Below are 21,128 nucleotides of genomic sequence, written 5' to 3'. Positions count from 1 at the left end.
ACTTTCGCAATGATGATCTTGATTTTGTTTGCCATCTGGGCCTTCGGGTTATTTGTCCTCTTCACCGATCCGAAAAGCACTTACGCCCGCTGGGGGAGCGCTACAGCGTTTGTCGGGGGAGGCGGCTTTTTCTCCTCCGTGATCGACGAGACGCTGTTTCCCCTGTTGCAGGACTATGCGGCCCGCTATCCGGCACTGGCAGCTTTGCTGCTGTTCACCAGCCGAAGTGCCTCCTTTCTCTGTCAGGTGGGGCTGCCGTACACGTACCTCATGTTTGCCGTCCACTCCGGTGATTGGTTCACGCGCAAGACGAAGCGGCTGATTCAGTACGCCGCCCTCGTGCCCCCGCTGGTCATGTGGGCGATCACGCCGATCTACCCGGTGCTGGCGTTTAACTACTGGATCATGGTCGCCTGGGTCTTTCCCTATTTCATCGCAGCGAGTCTGATGCTCGTGCTGCTGTACCTAAAGGAAAAAGACCCGCTCGTCAAAAAGAGCCGTCTGTTTACCAACATACTCGTCATCATTCCCCTGCTGCTCGTGTTCATCCTGATCTACGTGATGCGGACGCAAAACCTGTACGACGCCTGGCGGTACAACACCCTGGTCGTTGGAATTCAGTTTTTTCTGATACTGTTCATCAGCGTAAAGTATGGATTTCTCGGCGTGAAACTGCGCGTGGAGAAGCGCCGCCTGGACAGCACGCTGCGGGCGATGACCTCCGGGGCGCAGATCGTCAACCACACGATCAAGAACGAAGTGGGCAAAATTCTGCTCTACGCCGACCGGATCCAAACCCGCGCCGCCGAGACCAACCAGCCGGCTCTGATGGAAGACGCGCGGATTTTGTCCCAATCGGCCCAGCATATATTAAATATGGCCAACCGGATTCAGGGACAACTGCAGGACATCGTGCTGCGCGAGGAAACGGTGAACCCCAGCGAAGTGATTGCCCAGGTGCTGCACACGCTAAAGCCTGGTGCCGACGAGCAGCACGTCCAGATCGTCACCGAGCTGGACGAAACACTGCGGCTCACTTGTGATCGCGTACAGCTTCGGGAGATTCTCACCAACCTCTGCATGAATGCCCTGGAGGCGATGAAAGCGGGCGGCACACTCACGCTGCAATTGTTCTTGTCCAACAAACATTTGGTCATCGCGGTGGCCGACACGGGCGTGGGAATTGCCCAGGAGCACCTGCCCTACGTGTTTGACCCGTTTTTTTCCACCAAGAAGACCGGACAAAACTTCGGCCTGGGGCTGTCCTACTGCTACAACGTAATGCAGAAGCACCAGGGCATGATGGAGATATACAGCGTCAAGGACCAAGGTACGACCGTGTTTTTGTTCTTCCCGCGCAGACGTGTCGCGCGAGCCGGAAGAGCGGAGGCTCACTAGGGGGTAAACAACCATGGAAAAAATTCGCGTGTTTCTCGTGGAAGACGACCCGGCCTGGCGAACAGGCCTGGCTGATTATCTCAACCGGCAGGACGACATCACTGTCGTCGGCGAAGCCGGGTCCAGGGAAGAGGCGATCGAGCACTTTAAAAACTGCGAAGCCGACGTGGTCCTGATGGACATCAATTTGAGCGACAACAATCTCGACGGCATCGACACCGCACTTGCCTTCGCCGACATGCGGGAAGACTGCTGCATCATCATGCTGACGTCCCTGACGGCGCAGGACGTGATTGTGGAGTCCTTTTCCGCAGGAGCCGTCAATTACATCAGCAAGGCAAACTTTGACGAGATCCCCGATGCCATCCGGGCGGCCCACCACCGCCAATCGGCGATCCACCCCACCGCTGCCGCCGCATTGCGCAGCGAGTTTCTGCGCTTGAAACAGGATGAGGCCCAAAAGCTGCTCTCCCCGGCGGAGAAAGACATCCTGCGGCTGATCGACCAGGGCCGCACCCAGTCCCAGATTGAACAAACCCTGCACATTACCAGACGGACGATCAAAAATCACATCAACCGCATTTTAAAAAAAATGGGCGTCAAAACCAGCAAGGAAGCGGCCGCCAAAGCGAAACAGAAAAAGATGATCTGAGGCGTTTCCACAATGTCCCAGCAGGTGTTATGACCAGGTACCAATGAAAGTTGGTACTTTTTTTGCCGGGGCCACTCCTTAGAATGAAAGCTAACAGCACTTATTTTTTCGTAAAGGTGTGGTCCGAAATGGCACTCATGTATCATTTGGTCAAGTGGATCCTGGTTCTCTGGTTCCGCCCCCGCTTCCGGGGCCTCGACAAACTGGACGTCTCGCGGCCTTGCATTATCATCCCCAACCACGTCTCGCTCCTGGACGCGGTTCTGCTGGCCTTTGTCTTGCCGTCCAGCACCACATTTGTCGCTAACACAGAAATTGCCAAAAGATTCTCATTTTTCCTCCGATTCCGCAAGCATGTCACAGTCGACCCGCTTAATCCCTACTCGATCCGTCACATGCTGCGGGTGCTCAAAAACGGGGAATCGCTGGTGATTTTCCCCGAAGGTCGGATTACCACCACCGGCGGCCTGATGAAAATCTACAGCGGCGTCGGCTACCTGGCCATGCGCACCGGTGCTCCCGTCTATCCCGTCATCATCCAGGGGCTGGAACGGTCGGTCTTCTCCTATCTGAAAGGCAAAGTGCGGATCGCCTGGTTCCCAAAAGTGACCATTACTGTCGGCACGCCGTTCACCTTGCAAAAAAACGAACACGAATCGATGCGCGAGCAAAAGGCAGCGGCCAGTGACTTTATCCTGCGCACGCTGCAGACTGAGCTGTTCCAGGCGCGGATGAAGCAGGACATCAACCTGTTCGACGAGGCGCTGGAGGCATCCCGCATCCACGGTGCCCGGCAGGTGATCGCCAAGGATCTGACCACCTCCGTCAGCTATCGCACCTTGCTGGTCGCCAGCTACCTGCTCGGCGACAAGTGGAAGACGCTCCTGGCCGGCAAACAGTCCGTCGGCGTGCTCCTGCCCAACTCGGTCGGTCATCTGGTCACCCTGCTCTCCCTGTTCCGGGTCGGGATCACTCCCGCCATCCTGAACTTCTCGCTCGGCATCCGGTCGCTTGTAGACTGCTGCGAGACGGCAGGCATCGACACCGTCCTGACCTCCCGCGTGTTTATCGAAAAAGGGAAACTGGAGCATTTGATCCAGGGCCTTTCCGAGCGCGTCGCGATCATCTACCTGGAGGATGTGAAAGCCTCCGCGACCACCGGCAACAAGCTCACTGCCCTTTACCGCTACCTGACCCGCCAGCGGTCGCAGGCAGGCGCCAACGAACTGATCCTGTTCACCTCCGGCAGCGAAAGCAAACCGAAAGGCGTTGTCCTGACACACACCAATGTGTACGCCAATATCAAACAGGTGACCAGCGTGATCGACATCACCGCCCGCGACAAGATTTTCAACGCGCTGCCGATGTTTCACAGCTTTGGGCTGACAGCGGGCACCCTGCTGCCTGTCGTCGCCGGGGTCCCCGTCTTCCTGTACCCCAGCCCGCTGCATTACAAGGTGATCTCCGAACTGTGCTACGACCAGAATGCGACGATCCTGTTCGGCACTTCCACCTTCCTGGCCGGGTACGGCAAAGCCGCCCATCCCTACAACTTCTATTCGCTCCGCTACGTCTTTGCCGGTGCGGAGAAGCTGAAACCGGATGTACGGCAATTGTGGATGGAGAAATTCGGAGTGCGGATTTTTGAAGGCTACGGCGCGACGGAGACGTCTCCGATCCTGTCGCTCAATACGCCGCTGGCCAACAGGCCGGGCACCGTCGGACGGCTGCTGCCTGGCATCCAATCCCGTCTGGAGCCGGTGGAGGGCATCGCCCGCGGCGGTCATCTGCTGGTCAAAGGGCCCAATGTGATGAAAGGGTACCTGATCCACGGCAAGGGCTTCGTCCCGGCAGACGAGTGGTACCCGACAGGCGATCTGGTGGAACAGGATGCCGACGGCTTTCTCACGATCCAGTCGCGGTTGAAGCGCTTCGCCAAAATCGCCGGCGAGATGGTCTCGCTCAATCTGGTGGAAGAATTGGCCGCCCAGTGTTTCGGCCACTCCGAACTGGCCGCCATTGCCGTCAGCGACCCGCGCAGGGGCGAAAGAATCGTGCTGTACACGACGGACGAATCCGTGCGCATGGACCGGCTGCGAGCGTACCTGGCGGAGAGGCAGTTCTCTCCCCTGCTGCTGCCATCCGCCGTGCAAGTCATCAAGCAGCTGCCGCTTCTGGGCAGCGGCAAAACCGATTACGTCACGCTGAAACAGTTTGCCGAACAAGGGAGGAACGCGTCGTGAAGACGAGATGGCAGCCGCTTCAAGCCCTGTATTTCACACAGTTTTTGTCCGCATTTGCCGACAACATGATTTTGTTCGTGATCGCCAGTCTGCTGCGGGAGAACGGCTTTTCTCCCGCGATGCTCGCACTTGTCTCGATGTCGTTTTTCCTGCCGTACATCGTCCTCGCCCCGGTCGTCGGACCGTTTGCCGACAAGCACCCCAAATCAGTGGTGCTGGTGATCGGCAACCTGATCAAGGCGTTCGGCGTCCTGCTCTTGCTGGTGACCGACCACGCCAGCATCCTGATGCTGATGCTCAGCTACTTCACGGTCGGGGTGGGCGCTGTCGTCTACTCTCCGGCCAAGTACGGGATTCTGCCGGAGCTGACGCATAGCGAAGACGAGCTGTTTCGCGCCAACGCACGAATCGAAGCGTACACGATCTTCGCCATATTGACCGGGATTGGCGGCGGAGGGGCGATCGCCTCAATGACGCCCCCATTGATCTCCTCGCTGATCTGCATGGTCCTGTACGTCTGTTCCGTGGCGCTGACGTTTTTCATCCCGCGCCTCCACGGCAATCCCCGGATTCGCTACGGCACGGAGGCGCGGCGGTTCTTCCACAACTTTCGTCAGTTGATGGGACGGCCTAAGACCAGCTTCTCCCTGATCGGCACCGGCGCGTTCTGGATGATCTCAGCCGTGCTGCGGGTCGCGGTGCTGGCCTGGATTCCCGCCGCGCTCGGCATCCATCCGGAGAGCTTTTCCGTCTCGCTGATCCTGGCCACCACTTCGATCGGGATCATCTTTGGCGCTTTTCTCGCGCCCCGGCTGATCCCGCTGAACCGGTTCTACCGTTCAGTTGTCTACGGATTCGGCATGTTCCTGTTGATTCTGCTGTTCCCCTGGTTTCACGTCACGGCGATCGCCATCCTGTTCCTGCTAATGGTCGGCTTCATGGGCGGGGTGTTTATCGTCCCGATGAACACCGTGCTGCAGGAAGAAGGCAAAAAGGTCGTCGGTACAGGACAGACGATTGCGATCCAAAATTTCGTCGAAAACATCCTGATGCTGGTCGGCTCCGGCATCTACTACGTCATCGTCTACTTCGGCGCCAGCGTATCCGCTGCAATCGTAGCACAGGGGGGCCTGCTGCTGATCTTTTTGCTCTATCTCTACGCACAGACCAGGCAGTTTGCCCGCGGCCGGGTGGAAAGCAGGACGGGCCTGTGATGAAAAAAGCCGTGACGCGCTTCGTGTCACGGCTTCTTGCTGTGTTGAACTGCCGCAGCCGCTCAAGCAGCTGCGTCGGATTTGACCGTCCGCCGCTGCATCAGGAGCAGCCGGTCGAACAAAAACACGGCGCCTGCGGCCAGTCCGGCGATCAGGCCAATCCAATACCCGAACGCGGCCAGGGAGGTGTAGTTGGCCAAGAGATAGCCCAGCGGCAGGCCAATCACCCAGTAGGAGACAAGCGCGGCGACGAACGGGACCGTCACGTCCTTGTACCCGCGCAGAATGCCCTGGATCGGTGCAGCCACCGCGTCCGACAAGAGAAACAAAATGGAGTACATCAAGAAATGCTGTGTAAGCTGAAGCACGTCCGGGTCGGTCGTGTAAAAACCGGCCACCTGTTGGCTAAACAGGAACAGCCCGACGGCGAACAAACTCGCCATCATCAGGGCGATGCCGATGCCCAGGAAGCTGTACTGGCGGGCGTCCCGGAATCGTTTGGCCCCCACCTCAAACCCGACCACGATCGTGAGCGACATGGAGATGCTCAGCGGCACCATGTAAATAAACGAAGCGAAGTTCATCGCCGCCTGGTGCGCCGCGATCGTGACCGTGTTGAATTGGCTCATCAGCAGCGTGACGGCGGCAAAAATGCTCACCTCGAAAAAGATCGAGAAGCCGATCGGCACGCCCAGCCGGAGCAGTTCTTTCCACGCCGGCAAGGACACGCGGAACATCCGCGAAAACATCCTGTATTCGGTAAACGGCTGGACGCGATGCACCACGTACAAGCTGATCAGGGTGATGCACCAATAGGTGATGGCCGATGCCACCCCCGCACCGACGCCCCCGAGCCGGGGAAAACCGAACTTCCCGAAAATGAGCAGGTAGTTCAACGCGACGTTGATTGGCAGGGAAATCAGCGTAATGATCATCGTCACCCGCGTCATGCCGAGCGCGTCGATAAAACAGCGCAGCACCGTGTAGACAAACATGGGGACGATGCCAAACGACAGCGCAATCAGGTATCGCCTGGCAATCTCACGTACGTCCGTCTCCAGGCTCATACTGTTCAAAATCGGCTCAAGAACCAGCGCACCGCACAGGATGACAGCGACGCCGATCACGACGGACAAATAGAGCGCCTGTATGACTGTAAACGGCACCTGATCCTTCCGCATCGCCCCCACCAGTTGGGCCACCATCGGCGTCACCGCCAGCAGGATGCCGGTCAGCCCTGACTGGATCGGGACCCAGATGCTCGATCCGATCGCCACGCCCGCCAGGTCGACGGGACCGGCGTGGCCGGACATGATCGTATCAAAAAAAGTCATGGAAAACAGGGCCAACTGCGAGACCAGAATCGGCAGCAGCACGGACAGGAACTGACGCAATTTTTCTTGGAGCGTGTGCGTTTGATACATGATTTGTTCTCCTCCGAATACGGCAAATACAGCGAATGTGAATGATTCGTCCCGCTTTCACCCAAGAGATGCTCCGTCTATTCTACCATGTGATCTCGTTTGCGTCCGCATATGGATAACTTCGCGAGCACACAATATCACTGGAAACAATGACAAGGAGGGCAAACGATGAACGTACAACGGGCAAAAGAAATTGCCGCTTCCCCCGTCATGGCAAACGTGACCTGCGACGGCATTCCCGTCTACATCCAACATGTCGATGAGCAAAACGAAACGGCCCGCATCTATCCCCTGGGTGAGCCGGAGAAAGAACGGACAGTGCCGTTGGATAGCCTGATCGAGCACTAAGACAAGAAACGATCAAGAAACCTCCTGATAAAGGAGGTTTTTTTACACTGTGCCCGGAGACAGTGTCCCTGTCTTCTCGCCCAATGACACCCGCTCTCCCTGCTGCAGCTGATACATGTGATAATAGCGGCCGCCCAGCTTCATCAGCGTCTCGTGGTCTCCCCGCTCCACGATTTCGCCCCGGTCCAGGACGAGAATCAGATCGGCATGTTTGATCGTCGACAGCCGATGGGCGATGATAAACGTCGTCCGCCCCTGTTTCACCACGTCCAGCGCCTCTTGAATAATCGCTTCTGTCTCCGTGTCGATGTTGGAGGTGGCTTCGTCCAGGATCAGGATGGCGGGATCAAATGCAAGCGCGCGGGCAAACGAGATGAGCTGCCGCTGTCCCGCCGACAGGGTGCTGCCTTTTTCCACCACGGGCTCGTCGATGCCGTTGGGCAAATGCTTAAGCAGGCGATCCGCTCCAATCTCGCTCAGCACCTGTTCCACCCGCTCCCGGGAGATGGCAGGGTCACCGAGCGACACGTTGGATGCGATCGTTCCCGTAAACAGGAACGGGTCCTGCAGTACGATACCCATGTGCTCCCGCAGCGTCTGACGGGGTATCTCGCGAATGTCCCGATCGTCGATGGCAATGCGTCCGCGGCTAGCGTCGTAAAAACGAAAAAGCAGGTTTAGGATGGAGCTTTTCCCGGACCCCGTATGTCCGACCAGCGCCACCGTCTGTCCCGGCATCGCCTCAAACGAAATGCCCTTGAGCACGTACTCGTCATCCTTGTAGGCAAACCAGACGTCCTCGAAGGTCACTTTCCCCTTGAACCGCTCCATCTTGTCGTCCGAGACATCTTCGCCCTTCTCGTCCAGCAAGACGAATACCCGCTCTGCGGAGACAAGCGCGGTCTCCAGGTTGGGCAGCTGATTCACAATGCCGACAATCGGCTGAAACAGCCGGTTCAGATAATCGACAAACGCATACAGCACGCCAAGCGAGATCGCTCCCTCCACTCCGGAGATGGAGACGCCGCCAAAATACCAGATCAGCGCCACAAAGGCGATCGTCCGAATCAACCCGACTAGATTGTGGCCGGTCAGGGCGTTTAAGCTGAGCAGCTTGTTGCGGTACGTGAAGTGGCGGGTATTGTGCTCCTCAAACTCCCGCTCTGTCTGTTTTTCCCGGCGAAACGCCTTAATCACCGCAATGCCCTGGATCGATTCGTTGATCATGGCGTTGATTTCGCTGAGGGTGGAGCGAATGACACGGTTGTACCGCTTGGCATACAGCCGGTAGACATACATCCACACCGCCAGCACGGGCACGATGAACAGGCAGATTGCCGCCAACCGGACATCCAGCACGAATAGCGCAGCAAACACCCCGATCATGTAAATTGAACCGGTGAAAAAGTTGGCCAATACCGACACGTACAGCTCTCGTATTGACTCGGTGTCGTTGGTGATCCGCGACACGACCTTCCCCGCCGGCAGATTGTCAAAATAGCGGATCGGCAGCCGGTGAATGTGAGCAAACACGTCCGTCCGCATTTTGCGGATGATGCGGTTGGCCGTGGCCTGCAGCAGGTATCGCTGACCGTAGCTGAACAGCGCTGACAAGACGACCAACCCGAAATAGATCTGGCAGAGGTGAAGCAGCCCGTTCATCTCCGGTCGGAAAAACATGTACATCTCCCCGGCTGTCAGCCTGCGTGCTTCGTAGGTCTGCCTTTGCTCCCCATTTGTAATCAGCAAGCGCCCGTCTTCCGTGATGGATCGATCACCGTCAAAAGCAAGCGGGCTTTCGACAAAATAGTAGTCCCGGTTCACCTGCAGGACCCTGACCTCCGCACCGCGCGGCTCGTCTGCTGCAAAGCGGTCCGCCCGTTTGTACAGCTTTTCGCCGTACGCGACCGCATACGCCCCTTCCGCTTTCGTCTCGTACCAGGGCTGCTCGATGCCGGAAATGTGCACATCGATCATCCGCTTGGCGATCAGCGGCCCGGCCAGATCCGTGCCCACGGCCACGGCGAGCATGAGCAGCGCCAGGATCAGCGAGGTCTTGAAATGCAGTGCGTATCGCATCAGCCGCCTGCCTGTTTTGGCCAGGCTGCCAGCAGTCCGGTCCATCTCCAAATCAAACGTTTCCCTCTCCATACTCACGTTTGGTTCACCCTGCTTCCGGTCAGTATTGCTTCCACCTGCTGGCGTTCAAACTGCTCTTTGTACCAGCCGTCTTGTTTCATAAGCTGATCGTGCGTCCCCCGCTCCACAATCCGCCCTTCGTCGAGCACCAGGATGAGATCGGCGTGTTGAACAGCGGAGAGCCGGTGCGCCGCGATGATCGTGGTTTTGCCGGCACGCGCCCGGCGGATGTTGGCGATGATCTCCGCCTCTGTCCGCGCGTCCACCGCCGACATCGCATCGTCCAGGATGAGAATGGGCGGATCGGCAATCAGCGCCCGTGCGATGGAGACCCGCTGTTTCTGTCCGCCCGAGAGCGCGACGCCTTTTTCCCCGACAAGCGTTTCCAACCCGTGCGGCAGGTAAGCCAAGTCCTTTTGAAACGCCGACGCCGCGATCGCCTCGTCCAACTGCTCCGCTGTCGCACCGCCACTGCCAAAAAGAATATTGTTTCTCACCGATCTTGAGAACAAAAACTGCTCCTGCGGCACATACCCGTACCACGATTTCAGCTGATCCATGTCAATCCGCTCGATCGGGATGCCGGAGATGGTGATGAATCCTTCTCCCGGCGGATATTCCCGCAGCAATTGCTTGATGAGCGTCGTTTTGCCGCTGCCGGTGCGTCCCACCAGCCCCAGCGTCTGTCCTTTTTCCAGGGTAAAGGTCACGTCCTCCAAATTGTTGACGGCAGACGTCGGATACCGAAATGTCACGTGCTTAAATTCGATTCGTTCGGGACGTTCCACCGCGATCGTCTCCTTTGGTTCGGGAACGTCAGGAGGACAGTTGAGCGTCTCACTGACCCGGTCCAGAGAGGCATTGCCGCGCTGCATGATGTTAATCATCTCGCCGATCGCGAACATCGGCCAAATCAGCATGCCCAGGTAAACGTTGAAGGCCACCAGACCGCCGATCGTCAATTCGTTGTGAAAGACCAGGGAGGCCCCGTACCCAAGCCCGATCAGGTAACTGGCCCCGACAAATATCTTGATCGTCGGCTCGAACAGGGCGTCGATCCTGGCCACGGCCAGATTCTTCTCCAGCACGTTCCGGGTCACATCGGCAAAATGCCTCTCTGCCGCCCGCTCCTGCACGTACGCCCGGATTACGCGAATGCCCGAGATCGTCTCCAGTACGCCGTCATTCATCTCGCCAAACGCATCCTGCGCCGCCGTAAACCGCGCATGCATCCATTTCCCGTAAAAACTGATCAGCACCGCCATGATCGGCATCGGCAATACAGCCGCCAGCGTCAGCTTCCAGGAGACAAACGCAACCATCGTCACCAGGAGCGTCGCCATCCACACCGTGGAGTCAATGAACGTCAAAATCCCAAAGCCGGCCGTCTGCGAAATCGCCTGCAGGTCGTTCGTTGCCCGGGCCATCAAGTCACCTGTACGGTTCCGTTCAAAAAAGGGCGGGCTCATCTTGAGAAAATGGCGCATCAGCCGGGACCGCATCAGCCGCTCCACCACAAAGGCCCCTCCAAACAGATGATACATCCATACGTAGGTGATCAGGTAAACAGCCACTGCGATTACACCCAGCAAGATCAGCGTCCGTGTCAACCCTGCCCACGTCAGCGTCCCGTGCTGAATGGCGTCAATCGAACGGCCCACCATCATCGGCGGCATCACCTCCAGGATGCCGGCAAAGATGAGCAGCGACACGGCAAGCGTATACCGTTTCCACTCGCGCCTGAAAAACCATCCCAGCTTTTGTATGACCGACAGCATGTGGTTTCCCCTCCTCTTCTCATGTCAAGACGAAAAAGCACACCACTCGGGAGCGGTGTGCTTGTCACAACGATTGAAGTTAAGAAAATCGCATGCCACGAGGGTGCGTGACCTGCGCCTGCTTACGCATATGCAGCAAAAATGATACGTGTGCACTGTACTGCTCTTGGCGTCAGAAGGGAGGTCACATCATGAGCTATGGAATTGTGACCGGCATCAAACGAAATCCAATTCCGGATCATGACAGACACCCCTCCTTTTCAGAAAATTTTATCGTTGCGTATACTGGTACGGTAACATGAATGGATACCACTGTCAATTCCTTTTCCCGCGACGGGCCATCGCCACTGTCCTCCCTGGTTCGTCCAGGGGAAGCCGTCAGACGGTTAATGCGTGAACGCCGATCCTTCCGATGTCAGCATTTGACAGAACCATCTGTTCTGGCAAGCCGCAGCAAAAAAGAAAAACACGGTGCGACCAACCGTTCTCCGTCGCTTGTACCGTGTTCGTTTTGATTGAAAATCAGGTTCATGCCCCTTTTTCATGCGTACGGGCTCGTTCAACCGCTGCATGCGCCAACCCATACGGCAGACACAGCGGCACCCCTGTTCGCGGGTCGGGCACAATATCCGCTTCGATCCCGAATACTTCACGCAGCACGTCATGCGTCATCACCTGATCGGGGGCGCCTTCGCATACGACCTTGCCCTTTTTGATCGCGATCATGTGCTGGGCGTAACGCGCCGCATGGTTCAGGTCATGCACCACCATGACAATCGTGCGCTGTTCCTCTTGATTCAGCTTGTGCAGCAGTTCGAGCACTTCCAGCTGGTGAGCCATGTCCAGGAACGTCGTCGGCTCATCGAGAAACAAGAAATCGGTCTGCTGGGCCAGCGCCATGGCGATCCATGCCCGCTGCCGCTGCCCGCCGGACAGTTGTTCGACCGGACGGTCATGAAAATCCACGATGCCGGTGACCTCAATCGCCCACTGTATGATTCGCTTGTCCTCCTGCGTCAACGAACCCAATCCTCTCTGGTGAGGAAACCGCCCGTAGCCAACCAGTTCGGAGACGGTAAGCCCGTCGGGGGCCGTTGGATTTTGCGGCAAAATGGCAAGCTGTTTGGCCACTTCCCTGGTCGACTGGCTGTGAATCGCTTTGCCGTCGAGGAAAACAGCCCCGTTTTTCGGCTTCATGATCCGCGCCAGCGTCTTGAGGATCGTAGACTTCCCGGAACCGTTGGCACCCACCAGGGCCGTGATTTTCCCCGTGGGAATGCTCAGATTCAACTGTTCCACAATGATGCGATCACCATAGGCGATATCTACCTGCTGTGCATACAGACGTCCCATAAACACTTACGCCTCCATTCATCAGGTCTTCATCAGCAAATAGATGAAGTACGGTGCGCCAATAACGGCCACGACAATGCCGACGGGAATCTCCGAGGGCTGCAGAATCCAGCGAGCCAGTGTGTCCGCCACGATTAACAGCAGTCCTCCCGTCAGTGCGGAAGCAGGAATCAGATACTGGTGATGGGGACCGACCAGCCGCCGCGCCAGGTGAGGCGCAATCAGACCGACAAAGCCGATGCCGCCTCCGACCGACACGCTTGCGCCCGCTAACCCGACCGCTGCGGCAAGCAGTCTGATCCGTTCCCGTTCCGTGGACGTGCCAAGACCAATCGCGAGCGGTTCTCCCAAGCGCAGGATATCCATTACCCGCGCTTTCACCATGACATAGGGAAGCAGGATGATGAGCCAGGGCAGCAAAGCCAGGACAAAGTGCCAGTTCGCTCCCCAGATACTGCCCGCCAGCCACACGGAAACAAACTGAAATTTTTCGGGATTCAGCTTGATCGTAAGCACGATCATGGCGGCGCTAATGCCCGCAGAAACGGCAATCCCCACCAGAATGAGCCGCGTCGGCGCAACGCCCTGTCCCTTTCGGAAGGCCAGGGAGTAGATGAGTGCGGCAGTCAGGGAAGCGCCTGCAAATGCACACAACGGCAGCAGGTAAACAGGCGCGCCTTCCGTCATCGGATAAAAGGAAATAACCAGGATCACCGCGAGGCCTGCCCCTGCGCTGATTCCCAACAAGCCCGGATCAGCCAGTGCATTCCGGGAAACGCCCTGCAATATCGCCCCGGAGACAGCCAACCCCGCTCCCACCAGCACAGAAAGAACGATACGAGGCAGCCGAAAGTCAAACAAGACAAGCTCCTGTTTCTCGGTGCCTGCGCCTGCCAGCGTCTTCATGACATCCCACGGCGAGAGTTTGATAAACCCCGTGTTCATGCTGATGAAAAACGACGCAAACATCAATACGCCCAGCACGGCCATAACCTTGGCTGCGCGGATTTTTCGCCGGTTTTCCACGGACCCTGCCATCGCTTTCATCCCAATTCCCTCCTTTCCCTGCGGGCCAAGCAGAGGAAAAAGGGCACGCCGAGCAGGGCAATCAGGGCGCCTACCGGCGTTTCGTAAGGCGGATTGATCATTCTCGCGCCAATATCGGCAAACACCATGAGCACACTGCCTAGCACGGCAGAGCACGGAATGATCCACCGGTAGTCTACGCCTACCAAAAAACGAGCCACATGCGGGATAACCAAACCGATAAAGCCAATCATGCCGACCGTAGACACCGCCGCCCCCGCCAGGATTAAAACGATCACGGCACCGGCGAGCTTGACGCGACCTGTTCGCTGCCCCAAACCGGCTGCCATTTCTTCTCCCAGACTAAACACCGTGATGGAACGGGAAAGCATCAGGGCCGCGACCAAACCAGCCACAATCCACGGGAACATGATCCTGATGTGAAGCCACGTGGCTCCCGCTACGCCGCCTGCGTACCAGTAGGCCAGTTCCTGCCCCACCTGGTAGTAGATCGCCACGCCTTCGCTGAGGGCCACGAGCAGGGCGCTGACGGCTGCGCCAGCCAAAGCCAGCCTGACCGGAGTCAATCCTCCTTTGGCCAGGGAACCGATCCCATACACCAGCCCCGCCCCCAGACCGGCGCCGAGGAAGGAGAACAGGATCACGTACGGAAAAGGCAGGCTGGGCCACAATGCAAAACAAAGCGCCAACACGAAGCCCGAACCGGCATTCACGCCGAGAAGGCCGGGGTCTGCCAACGGGTTGCGGGTCATCCCCTGCATGATCGCGCCCGCCACGGCAAAACCGGCGCCAACCAGCGCTCCGCACAACGCCCGAGGCAATCGCAACTCCTGAATGATTTGGTGCTGTGTCACATCTGACTGAAAATGAAAGAGCGCTTCCCATACTGTCAGCAGGTGAATGTCAGCTGTCCCAACGGAAATCGAAAGGGTCAAACCAAGCACAAGCAGTATCAACCCGGCGAAGAGAATGAACAAAGCCAAAACGGGCCGAGTTTGCATGGGGGGTTTTGGTTTGGATGCTGCTGACATTTGTGAAACCCACTTCCATTCATTCCGTAATCATGATTGTCGCTGCCACATTTAGACAGGTTAATGATAATGGTTTTCATTTGCATCTGTCAATAATCAAGCCGTTACTTGCCAGTACCTTTCTTTCCGAAAAAAATACAGCGAGACCCTTGGAGGATCTCGCACGGGTGAAGCCGTATGGTTTACTCAACTGGAGCCATGCCGAATGAAAAGGTTAATTTCAGAGGAGAGTACGATTTGTACGGACTCATTGAAAGGGGCGGAATGCACAATCGTGAATTTCTGGGATATGGAGCGCGTGTTTCGATTCAAGGATGCAGAAGCCTGGGACCTGACAATCAACGAGAAGCGCTGCAGATTAATGATTATGGATCTGCGCAGACCCCCTTCTCAAGAGGATTATCCATACCTGAATGAAGACATAGAGAGTCGAGAGAACCACATCAAATGCCATATTGTAACACCGCATTCACTTGATGCTGCGGAAAAAGATGAGCTCTGTTCCATCATTGGTGTGTTTCTGTCTCACGTGGCACAAGCCCATTGCAGTTGGAATATTGAATTCTATGAAAATCAACGTGTGGAACACGTAACAAAAACGCTTCTATCAGCAATCACCTCTCATTCGCCAGATGAACTGAACTTCACCTTCTTCTCCCAAGACTAGAGAGCATCAGCAGAATGGAAAACCCCTTCCCGCCGTACGTTCGCTTCCATACGGTGGAAAGGGGTTTTGTCAAATCTTATTAATTGAACAGAGCCATTACTTTGCCCAGGATAATCCCGACAAACCCGAAGTCGGCATCACCAAACGTGGTTCCTTCAACCCCCAGCGAGCCGAGCACCGGCAGCAGCATCGCCGGCAAAAAGCTGATCAAGAGGCCGTTGACGAATGCCCCGGCGATGGCGCCGCGCCGTCCGCCTGTCGCATTGCCAAACACGCCGGCCGCAGCCCCTGTAAAGAAGTGCGGGACAAGACCCGGCACAATGATTTTCAATCCGAACAGGGGCAGCAGGAACATGGAGATCAGTCCCGCAATAAAGCTTACGAAAAATCCGATGACAACCGCATTGGATGCGAACGGAAAGACCGTTGGGCAATCCAGTGCCGGAATGGCATTGGGCACCAGTTTTTCCGCGATCCCTTTAAATGCGGGCACAATTTCCGCGAGCAAAATCCGCACCCCTGCCATGACAATGTACACACCTGCTGCAAACGTAATCGCCTGCATGATGGCATACACCACATAATTCTGGCCAGCGCTCAAATTCTCTTCCACAAAAGCAGGCCCCGCTGCAATGGCCACGACGACAAACAGGACCGTCATGGTTAACGAGACGGACACCGATGTATCCCGCAAGAAACCGAGCGATTTTGGCACTTTGATATCTTCTGTCGATTTTTCCGGGTTCCCGACGACTTTTCCGATATAGCCTGCCACCAGGTAACCAATGGAACCGAAGTGCCCCATCGCAATGTCATTGTTCCCCGTGATTTTCCGCATAAACGGCTGCAGCATGGCAGGAGACAGGACCATCACGGAGCCAAGAATCAGCGATCCAATGACCACCAACGGGACTCCTTTGACACCGCCCGTAGATAAAATGACGGCAATCAGACAAGCCATAAACATGGTATGATGACCGGTTAAGAATATGTATTTAAAAGGAGTCAAGCGGGCAAGCAAGATGTTGACGATCATCCCAAACAGCATGATCAACGCCGTTTCCGCGCCAAATGTTTGCTGCGCCAGGGCTACGATAGCCTCATTGTTGGGAATAACCCCCTGGATGTGAAACGCTTCGTCAAACATACTCCCGAAAGAACCCAGTGCACCAACCAAGATTCCTGCACCGCCTGACAGGATCAAAAAGCCCATGACGGTTTTCAAGGTTCCCGATACGACGTCTGCCACGCCTTTACGCTGCAGCAGCAACCCGATCAGGGCAAACAAGCCTACCAATATGGACGGTGAGCCCAGGATGTCTTTCATGATCAAGTCGAGCATCCATACATCATTCCTTTGCGAAGTATTGTTGTAAAGCTTCCTTGATTTCGTTCTGGTCCAAAATGTTTTTCAGGCCAATCACGTAACGTTTGCCGTTTTCCAATTGACTGACAATATCTTTTGAACCCATATACACATCAGCCTGTTCCGTTTTGCTCGTAGCCAGATCGGTATGGGATACTTCCGCCTGAATGCCCATTTCCCCCAGAATTTTCTTTACATTCATCTCCACGATAAAGCTGCTGCCCAATCCATTTCCGCATACAACCAGAATCTTTGTCATGCTTCTGTCCCCCTGTTGTTGGAATACTTTGAGATATAGTGAAGAATGGTTTCCTTGTCTTGCGCACCAATGATCCTGTCGATATTGTCTTCTTCCGACAGCATCATCGACAGTTGGGCCAATGCTTTGAGATGGGTCTCATTATCGACGGCAGCCAGGACGATGATGAGCTGTGCATCACGCTCCTGCGTGTTTGAAAATGAAACCGGCTGTTTCAACCGAAGCAGACTCATGCCGATTCGATTTACCCCCTGCTCCGGTCTCGCGTGCGGCAGCGCCACCCTGGGTGCGATCACGATATAGGGACCATTTTCTTCTACATTGGCAATCATCGCTTGCACATACGCTTCTGTGATGGACTGGCTTTTCAGGAGCGGCTCGGCTGCCAGACGAATCGCTTCCTTCCAATCGCTCACGGAGTCTTTTAGCTGGATGTATTCTTCTTGCAACAACTCGTCGAGCATCGGCTTTCTCTCCCTCATGATCTGTTTCTGCTGGTGCAGTACTTGCCTGATTTCCTCTGCCAACTGTTCTTCGTTTTCCACGACCGCATATTTTTTCACAATATCGACGATCGTTTGCGCCGTTATATGCGAGGGCGCACGATGGGTAACCGCTTCCATCTCATTTAGTAACTGCAACTTGTCGCGATCTGTTAAGATCGGGTTCACCAAGATGATCCGATGACGCGGGTTCGCAATTTTGGTTGTGGACACAACCAAATCCACGTCTCCCCGAAAGTCATCATACTCCCTGAGAGTGATCGGCCCGAGCAGATCGATGTTGGAAAACAACCCGTCCAACTGCTGTACCAGTATGCGCGACGTGCCGACCCCGTTTGCGCATACCAGCAGCACCCGCCTCAGGGTGGTTGCGGCGATACCTTGCCGGCGCATCCATCCCCCAAAATGGACCGTGATATAGGCAATCTCATCTTCGCTGATGGATTTGCCGACCAACTTCTCCAAGGGGGAAATGCTTTTTTTCGTAAGTTCGTAAATATCACGGTATTGGCGCAGGATCACGTCCTTCAACGGGTTGGTGACGTCCATGTCGTAAAGAAACCGATAATAGGCTGGCTGCAGGTGAATATACAAATTGTGTTCCAACTGAACACGCTGATCAAATACAACACAAGCCCGCATCTCAAACAGATCAACCATATCGGTAATCGCCTGTCTTAACGCGGGAATTTCATACGCTTCCGCCAATTTCCCGAAGCGGTGCACCTTTGCGCTTAACAGCAGTGTGGCCAGATAACACTTTTCATCCTGCGGGAGCCGCAGCGGCAAGACCTTCTCCAAAGTCTGCACAACCTGGTAATGTATAGTATCCATGATGCGCTTGATCCGCCTCTGCGGAAAAGCAATCGCATTTCCGCCCATCACCCGCTGCACGCAATACGTAAAAAGGTAGCTAAGTGACTTCACCGTATCTTCGGCAAACTGGACCTGCAAATGCTTTTCGCAATCGTTCAACCACTGCATGATGATGTCGGGAATCGGGACGTCGGGATCGTCCTCATGGAGATCCTGCAAAAGCAAGTCTTGACCTTCATGCAGCAGGGAATGAACATGGTGACTGATCAGATTGCGAATCGTCAATTCATCGCCGGAAATTTTATACCCGCAAGCGTAGGAGTACGAGAGGCGCAAACCGTGCTTTTTCACTTCTGCTCTGACCTTTTTGAGATCGTTCAGAATCGTATTGCGGCTGACACCTGTCTTCTCCATGCACTCGTGCGTGGTAATGCGTTGATTTGCCAGAAGTATATACAACAGCAAATAGATTTGCCTGTCTTCCGGTCGCAGGGCATACACATTCGGCTTCTTGTCCCCGATGATCCGGGCTGCTGCCTGTCTGCTGCTTTCATCCAAATAGTAGCCTTTTGCATAGATGTACTGGACTCGCGGCAGACCTGCTTCTGTAAGCCATTCATTGATTTTATGGATGTCGTAGTACAACGTTCGTCGCGAGATCGAGAAATGCTCCATCAATTCCTTGACGGACAGGGAATGACGAGACTGCACAAGAAGTTGCAACATTTGCATCGTTCTTTTGTCTAACATGGCGGCCACCTTTAGCACAAAATCATGCACAAATTGCTGCACTTACTGATTGATTGTACGTCTCTATGGTTCTACTTTACATCAAATCTGCTTGTACAGTTAGACCGAATTTACCCCACGTGAATGTGCAAAAATTGTGCTCACAGCACAAAAAAGCCCGCCTGTCGCGGCGGACGACAAAAAAAAGAACCTTTAATCCGCGCGAAATTTAGCAGATTAAAAGTTCGAAGATAGGCAATGGCTTGTCTGTTGCGTCTACTTTCAGCTGTAGACCAGTTCTTTTTCGACCAGACCCAGCGTCTGCTCGGTCGACTTTTGAATTTCTTGCAGCAGTTGCGGGTTATCTGCAAGCGACACCCCATAAGACGGAATCATTTCGGTTATTTTCCGTCTCCACTCATTCATTTGCTGCGGGAAGCATTTTTCCAATACCTCCAGCATCACATGAACAACCGTAGAAGCACCCGGAGAAGCCCCGAGCAGCGCAGCTACCGAGCCGTCAGCAGCCGTAACCACTTCCGTACCGAATTGAAGGGTGCCTTTGCCGCCTTCCTTGGTGTCCTTGATCACCTGCACACGTTGACCCGCTACCACGATATCCCAATCTGCGCTGTTGGCAGTCGGAATAAACTCGCGCAGTTCTTCCATGCGCTGTTCATTCGACAACAGAACCTGCTGGATCAGATACTTGGTCAGTGCCATTTCTTTTACGCCTGCTGCCAGCATCGTCAGGACGTTGTCCGGTTTTACGGATCGGATCAGATCAAAATAAGAACCCGTTTTCAAAAACTTGGGTGAGAAGCCGGCAAACGGTCCAAACAGCAGCGTTTTTTGATTCTCAATATATCTGGTATCCAGATGCGGAACAGACATCGGTGGAGCGCCAACCTTGGCCTTGCCGTATACTTTTGCATGGTGCTTTGCGATCACGTCCGGATTTTTACATACCATGAACAGTCCGCTTACCGGGAAACCGCCAATGTGTTTTGCCTCCGGAATCCCCGTTTTTTGCAGCAGCGGCAGGCTTCCGCCCCCTGCGCCGATAAACACGAATTTTGCCGTATGGGTTTCGATCTGACCGCTGTCGAGATCGTGCACCTTCACACTCCACGAACCGTCGCTCGCACGTGTAATATCCTTTACGTGATGCTTGTAGTGAATCTCGACGTGCTGCTTCTGCAAGTGCTCAAACAGCATGCGCGTCAACGCACCAAAGTTGACATCCGTTCCTGAGTCAATTTTCGTGGCCGCGATCGGTTCATTCACGGTACGGCCTTCCATGATCAGCGGGAACCATTCCTGCAATGTAGCCGGGTCATCGGAAAACTCCATTCCTTCAAACAGCGGGATGTTCGACAGCGCTTCAAAACGTTTTTTCAAGAACGCGACATTTTTTTCCCCTTGTACGAAACTCATATGGGGAATGGGCATGATAAAATCTTTCGGATTCCGAATCAGATTACGTTTGACGAGATAAGACCAAAACTGTTTGGAAAGATGAAATTGTTCGTTGATTTTAATCGCTTTGGTAATATCGACAGACCCGTCCGATTTTTCCGGTGTATAGTTAAGCTCACAAAGAGCAGCATGGCCCGTCCCTGCATTATTCCATTCATTCGAGCTCTCATTACCTGCGACCGGGAGTTTCTCAAACACTTTGATCTCCCAATCCGGTGCTAACTCTTTCAGCAATGTTCCCAAAGTCGCGCTCATGATTCCGGCACCAATCAAGATAACGTCTGTTTTCTTCTGGATATTGCTCATGATACCCCTTCCTTTTAAAAGAGTAGGCGCTCCTGCATAGACATTACAAAAGGAAGGCCCCCCACCTCGGAACACACCGTCAAAATTCGACCATCATACTCTATTATGATACCTATGGTTGCAAATATCTACTATAAACTGATGGGGATTCTCCATTTGGGAGCTGGTAATGATGGGTAGTTGCTTGCGAGAGGCTGAAAACACCTGAAAAAACTAAGCCTTACCCCGGCTTCTGACAAGGGGTAAGGCGAGTAAGTTTGTGCGAATGTTGTTTTGCCTGCCAACTACTTTTGAGCATCAAGAATAAACAGTGATGCATCCTGACCCATGAATATGTTGCTTCCGGTGTTTTTTGAATGCAATCATCCCCCATTTA

General features: G+C 54.9%; 17 protein-coding genes. 7 read left to right on the top strand and 10 right to left on the bottom strand.

From position 1 onward, the window contains the following. The first annotated feature begins 9 nt into the window (after positions 1 to 9). The 4 genes from ETC00_RS00465 (at position 10) to lplT (ending at position 5,507) form a co-directional block, all read left to right on the top strand. Positions 10 to 1,398 (top strand): sensor histidine kinase, encoded by a 1,389-nt coding sequence (locus ETC00_RS00465; protein ID WP_171563966.1) that lies wholly within the window; start codon positions 10 to 12, stop codon positions 1,396 to 1,398. A 13-nt stretch (positions 1,399 to 1,411) separates the two neighbouring features. Further along, entirely contained in the window at positions 1,412 to 2,050 is a 639-nt protein-coding gene (locus tag ETC00_RS00460) for a response regulator (protein WP_171563965.1), read from the top strand. Between the two features lie 128 nt (positions 2,051 to 2,178). Continuing rightward, the gene (locus ETC00_RS00455) at positions 2,179 to 4,293 is read left to right on the top strand and encodes an AMP-binding protein (protein WP_171563964.1); all 2,115 of its coding nucleotides are present in this window, start codon (positions 2,179 to 2,181) and stop codon (positions 4,291 to 4,293) included. Next, complete coding sequence (gene lplT / locus ETC00_RS00450) at positions 4,290 to 5,507, top strand: lysophospholipid transporter LplT (protein WP_171563963.1); 1,218 nt, start codon at positions 4,290 to 4,292, stop codon at positions 5,505 to 5,507. The genes ETC00_RS00455 and lplT overlap by 4 nt, the downstream gene beginning before the upstream one ends. Positions 5,508 to 5,569: 62 nt before the next feature. Here the strand turns inward: lplT and ETC00_RS00445 are convergent, their stop codons facing one another. Beyond that, positions 5,570 to 6,931 (bottom strand): MATE family efflux transporter, encoded by a 1,362-nt coding sequence (locus ETC00_RS00445; RefSeq protein WP_171563962.1) that lies wholly within the window; start codon positions 6,929 to 6,931, stop codon positions 5,570 to 5,572. A 168-nt stretch (positions 6,932 to 7,099) separates the two neighbouring features. Here ETC00_RS00445 and ETC00_RS00440 point away from each other — a divergent pair, with 168 nt between their 5' ends. Continuing rightward, entirely contained in the window at positions 7,100 to 7,279 is a 180-nt protein-coding gene (locus ETC00_RS00440) for a small acid-soluble spore protein H (RefSeq protein ID WP_171563961.1), read from the top strand. 42 nt (positions 7,280 to 7,321) lie between these two features. On the opposite strand, the gene ETC00_RS00435 is transcribed toward ETC00_RS00440, so the two are convergent. From ETC00_RS00435 to ETC00_RS00415, 5 genes are all read right to left on the bottom strand, one after another. After that, positions 7,322 to 9,430 carry an ABC transporter ATP-binding protein gene (locus tag ETC00_RS00435; RefSeq protein ID WP_171564191.1) on the bottom strand — a complete coding sequence of 703 codons (2,109 nt, stop codon included), beginning with the start codon at positions 9,428 to 9,430 and terminating at the stop codon, positions 7,322 to 7,324. Between the two features lie 2 nt (positions 9,431 to 9,432). Next, positions 9,433 to 11,196 carry an ABC transporter ATP-binding protein gene (locus tag ETC00_RS00430; RefSeq protein ID WP_171563960.1) on the bottom strand — a complete coding sequence of 588 codons (1,764 nt, stop codon included), beginning with the start codon at positions 11,194 to 11,196 and terminating at the stop codon, positions 9,433 to 9,435. A 528-nt stretch (positions 11,197 to 11,724) separates the two neighbouring features. Next, complete coding sequence (locus ETC00_RS00425) at positions 11,725 to 12,549, bottom strand: ABC transporter ATP-binding protein (RefSeq protein WP_171563959.1); 825 nt, start codon at positions 12,547 to 12,549, stop codon at positions 11,725 to 11,727. Between the two features lie 21 nt (positions 12,550 to 12,570). Next, entirely contained in the window at positions 12,571 to 13,596 is a 1,026-nt protein-coding gene (locus ETC00_RS00420) for a FecCD family ABC transporter permease (RefSeq protein ID WP_171563958.1), read from the bottom strand. After that, positions 13,593 to 14,597: a FecCD family ABC transporter permease gene (locus ETC00_RS00415; protein WP_371808863.1), complete on the bottom strand. Its 1,005-nt coding sequence runs from the start codon at positions 14,595 to 14,597 to the stop codon at positions 13,593 to 13,595. Before ETC00_RS00415 ends, ETC00_RS00420 begins: the two co-directional genes overlap by 4 nt. A gap of 17 nt (positions 14,598 to 14,614) precedes the next feature. On the opposite strand from ETC00_RS00415, the gene ETC00_RS00410 reads away from it, so the two are divergent. Next, the gene (locus ETC00_RS00410; protein ID WP_171563882.1) at positions 14,615 to 14,836 is read left to right on the top strand and encodes a hypothetical protein; all 222 of its coding nucleotides are present in this window, start codon (positions 14,615 to 14,617) and stop codon (positions 14,834 to 14,836) included. Continuing rightward, a complete protein-coding gene (locus ETC00_RS00405) occupies positions 14,833 to 15,294 on the top strand; it encodes a hypothetical protein (RefSeq protein ID WP_171563956.1) in 462 nt (153 codons plus the stop codon). Before ETC00_RS00410 ends, ETC00_RS00405 begins: the two co-directional genes overlap by 4 nt. A 79-nt stretch (positions 15,295 to 15,373) precedes the next feature. Here ETC00_RS00405 and ETC00_RS00400 read toward each other — a convergent pair whose 3' ends face one another. The 4 genes from ETC00_RS00400 to ETC00_RS00385 all read right to left on the bottom strand — a co-directional run bounded on the left by ETC00_RS00400 (position 15,374) and on the right by ETC00_RS00385 (position 20,752). Next, entirely contained in the window at positions 15,374 to 16,636 is a 1,263-nt protein-coding gene (locus ETC00_RS00400) for a PTS ascorbate transporter subunit IIC (RefSeq protein WP_171563955.1), read from the bottom strand. A 7-nt stretch (positions 16,637 to 16,643) separates the two neighbouring features. Then, the gene (locus ETC00_RS00395; protein WP_171563954.1) at positions 16,644 to 16,919 is read right to left on the bottom strand and encodes a PTS sugar transporter subunit IIB; all 276 of its coding nucleotides are present in this window, start codon (positions 16,917 to 16,919) and stop codon (positions 16,644 to 16,646) included. Further along, the gene (locus ETC00_RS00390; protein ID WP_171563953.1) at positions 16,916 to 18,988 is read right to left on the bottom strand and encodes a BglG family transcription antiterminator; all 2,073 of its coding nucleotides are present in this window, start codon (positions 18,986 to 18,988) and stop codon (positions 16,916 to 16,918) included. The genes ETC00_RS00395 and ETC00_RS00390 overlap by 4 nt, the downstream gene beginning before the upstream one ends. Before the next feature lie 261 nt (positions 18,989 to 19,249). Then, on the bottom strand, positions 19,250 to 20,752 hold the full coding sequence (locus ETC00_RS00385) for a malate:quinone oxidoreductase (RefSeq protein ID WP_171563952.1): 1,503 nt from the start codon (positions 20,750 to 20,752) through the stop codon (positions 19,250 to 19,252). Between the last annotated feature and the right edge of the window lie 376 nt (positions 20,753 to 21,128).

This window comes from Brevibacillus sp. MCWH (assembly GCF_013096935.1).
Lineage (GTDB): Bacteria > Bacillota > Bacilli > Brevibacillales > Brevibacillaceae > Brevibacillus > Brevibacillus aydinogluensis.
The sequence above is the reverse complement of the archived record's forward strand: the minus strand, read 5'-3'. Positions and strand labels throughout refer to the sequence as shown.

Bases quoted from the DNA above. Each gene is read 5' to 3' on its own strand.
- ETC00_RS00445 (WP_171563962.1), bottom strand. From the start codon at position 6,931: ATGTATCAAACGCACACGCTCCAAGAAAAATTGCGTCAGTTCCTGTCC.
- ETC00_RS00430 (WP_171563960.1), bottom strand. From the start codon at position 11,196: ATGCTGTCGGTCATACAAAAGCTGGGATGGTTTTTCAGGCGCGAGTGG.
- ETC00_RS00385 (WP_171563952.1), bottom strand. From the start codon at position 20,752: ATGAGCAATATCCAGAAGAAAACAGACGTTATCTTGATTGGTGCCGGA.
- ETC00_RS00395 (WP_171563954.1), bottom strand. From the start codon at position 16,919: ATGACAAAGATTCTGGTTGTATGCGGAAATGGATTGGGCAGCAGCTTT.
- ETC00_RS00400 (WP_171563955.1), bottom strand. From the start codon at position 16,636: ATGCTCGACTTGATCATGAAAGACATCCTGGGCTCACCGTCCATATTG.
- ETC00_RS00405 (WP_171563956.1), top strand. From the start codon at position 14,833: ATGAAAAGGTTAATTTCAGAGGAGAGTACGATTTGTACGGACTCATTG.
- ETC00_RS00390 (WP_171563953.1), bottom strand. From the start codon at position 18,988: ATGTTAGACAAAAGAACGATGCAAATGTTGCAACTTCTTGTGCAGTCT.
- ETC00_RS00435 (WP_171564191.1), bottom strand. From the start codon at position 9,430: ATGGAGAGGGAAACGTTTGATTTGGAGATGGACCGGACTGCTGGCAGC.
- ETC00_RS00415 (WP_371808863.1), bottom strand. From the start codon at position 14,597: ATGCAAACTCGGCCCGTTTTGGCTTTGTTCATTCTCTTCGCCGGGTTG.
- ETC00_RS00420 (WP_171563958.1), bottom strand. From the start codon at position 13,596: ATGAAAGCGATGGCAGGGTCCGTGGAAAACCGGCGAAAAATCCGCGCA.
- ETC00_RS00465 (WP_171563966.1), top strand. From the start codon at position 10: ATGATGATCTTGATTTTGTTTGCCATCTGGGCCTTCGGGTTATTTGTC.
- ETC00_RS00455 (WP_171563964.1), top strand. From the start codon at position 2,179: ATGGCACTCATGTATCATTTGGTCAAGTGGATCCTGGTTCTCTGGTTC.
- ETC00_RS00440 (WP_171563961.1), top strand. From the start codon at position 7,100: ATGAACGTACAACGGGCAAAAGAAATTGCCGCTTCCCCCGTCATGGCA.
- ETC00_RS00410 (WP_171563882.1), top strand. From the start codon at position 14,615: ATGCTGCTGACATTTGTGAAACCCACTTCCATTCATTCCGTAATCATG.
- ETC00_RS00425 (WP_171563959.1), bottom strand. From the start codon at position 12,549: ATGGGACGTCTGTATGCACAGCAGGTAGATATCGCCTATGGTGATCGC.
- ETC00_RS00460 (WP_171563965.1), top strand. From the start codon at position 1,412: ATGGAAAAAATTCGCGTGTTTCTCGTGGAAGACGACCCGGCCTGGCGA.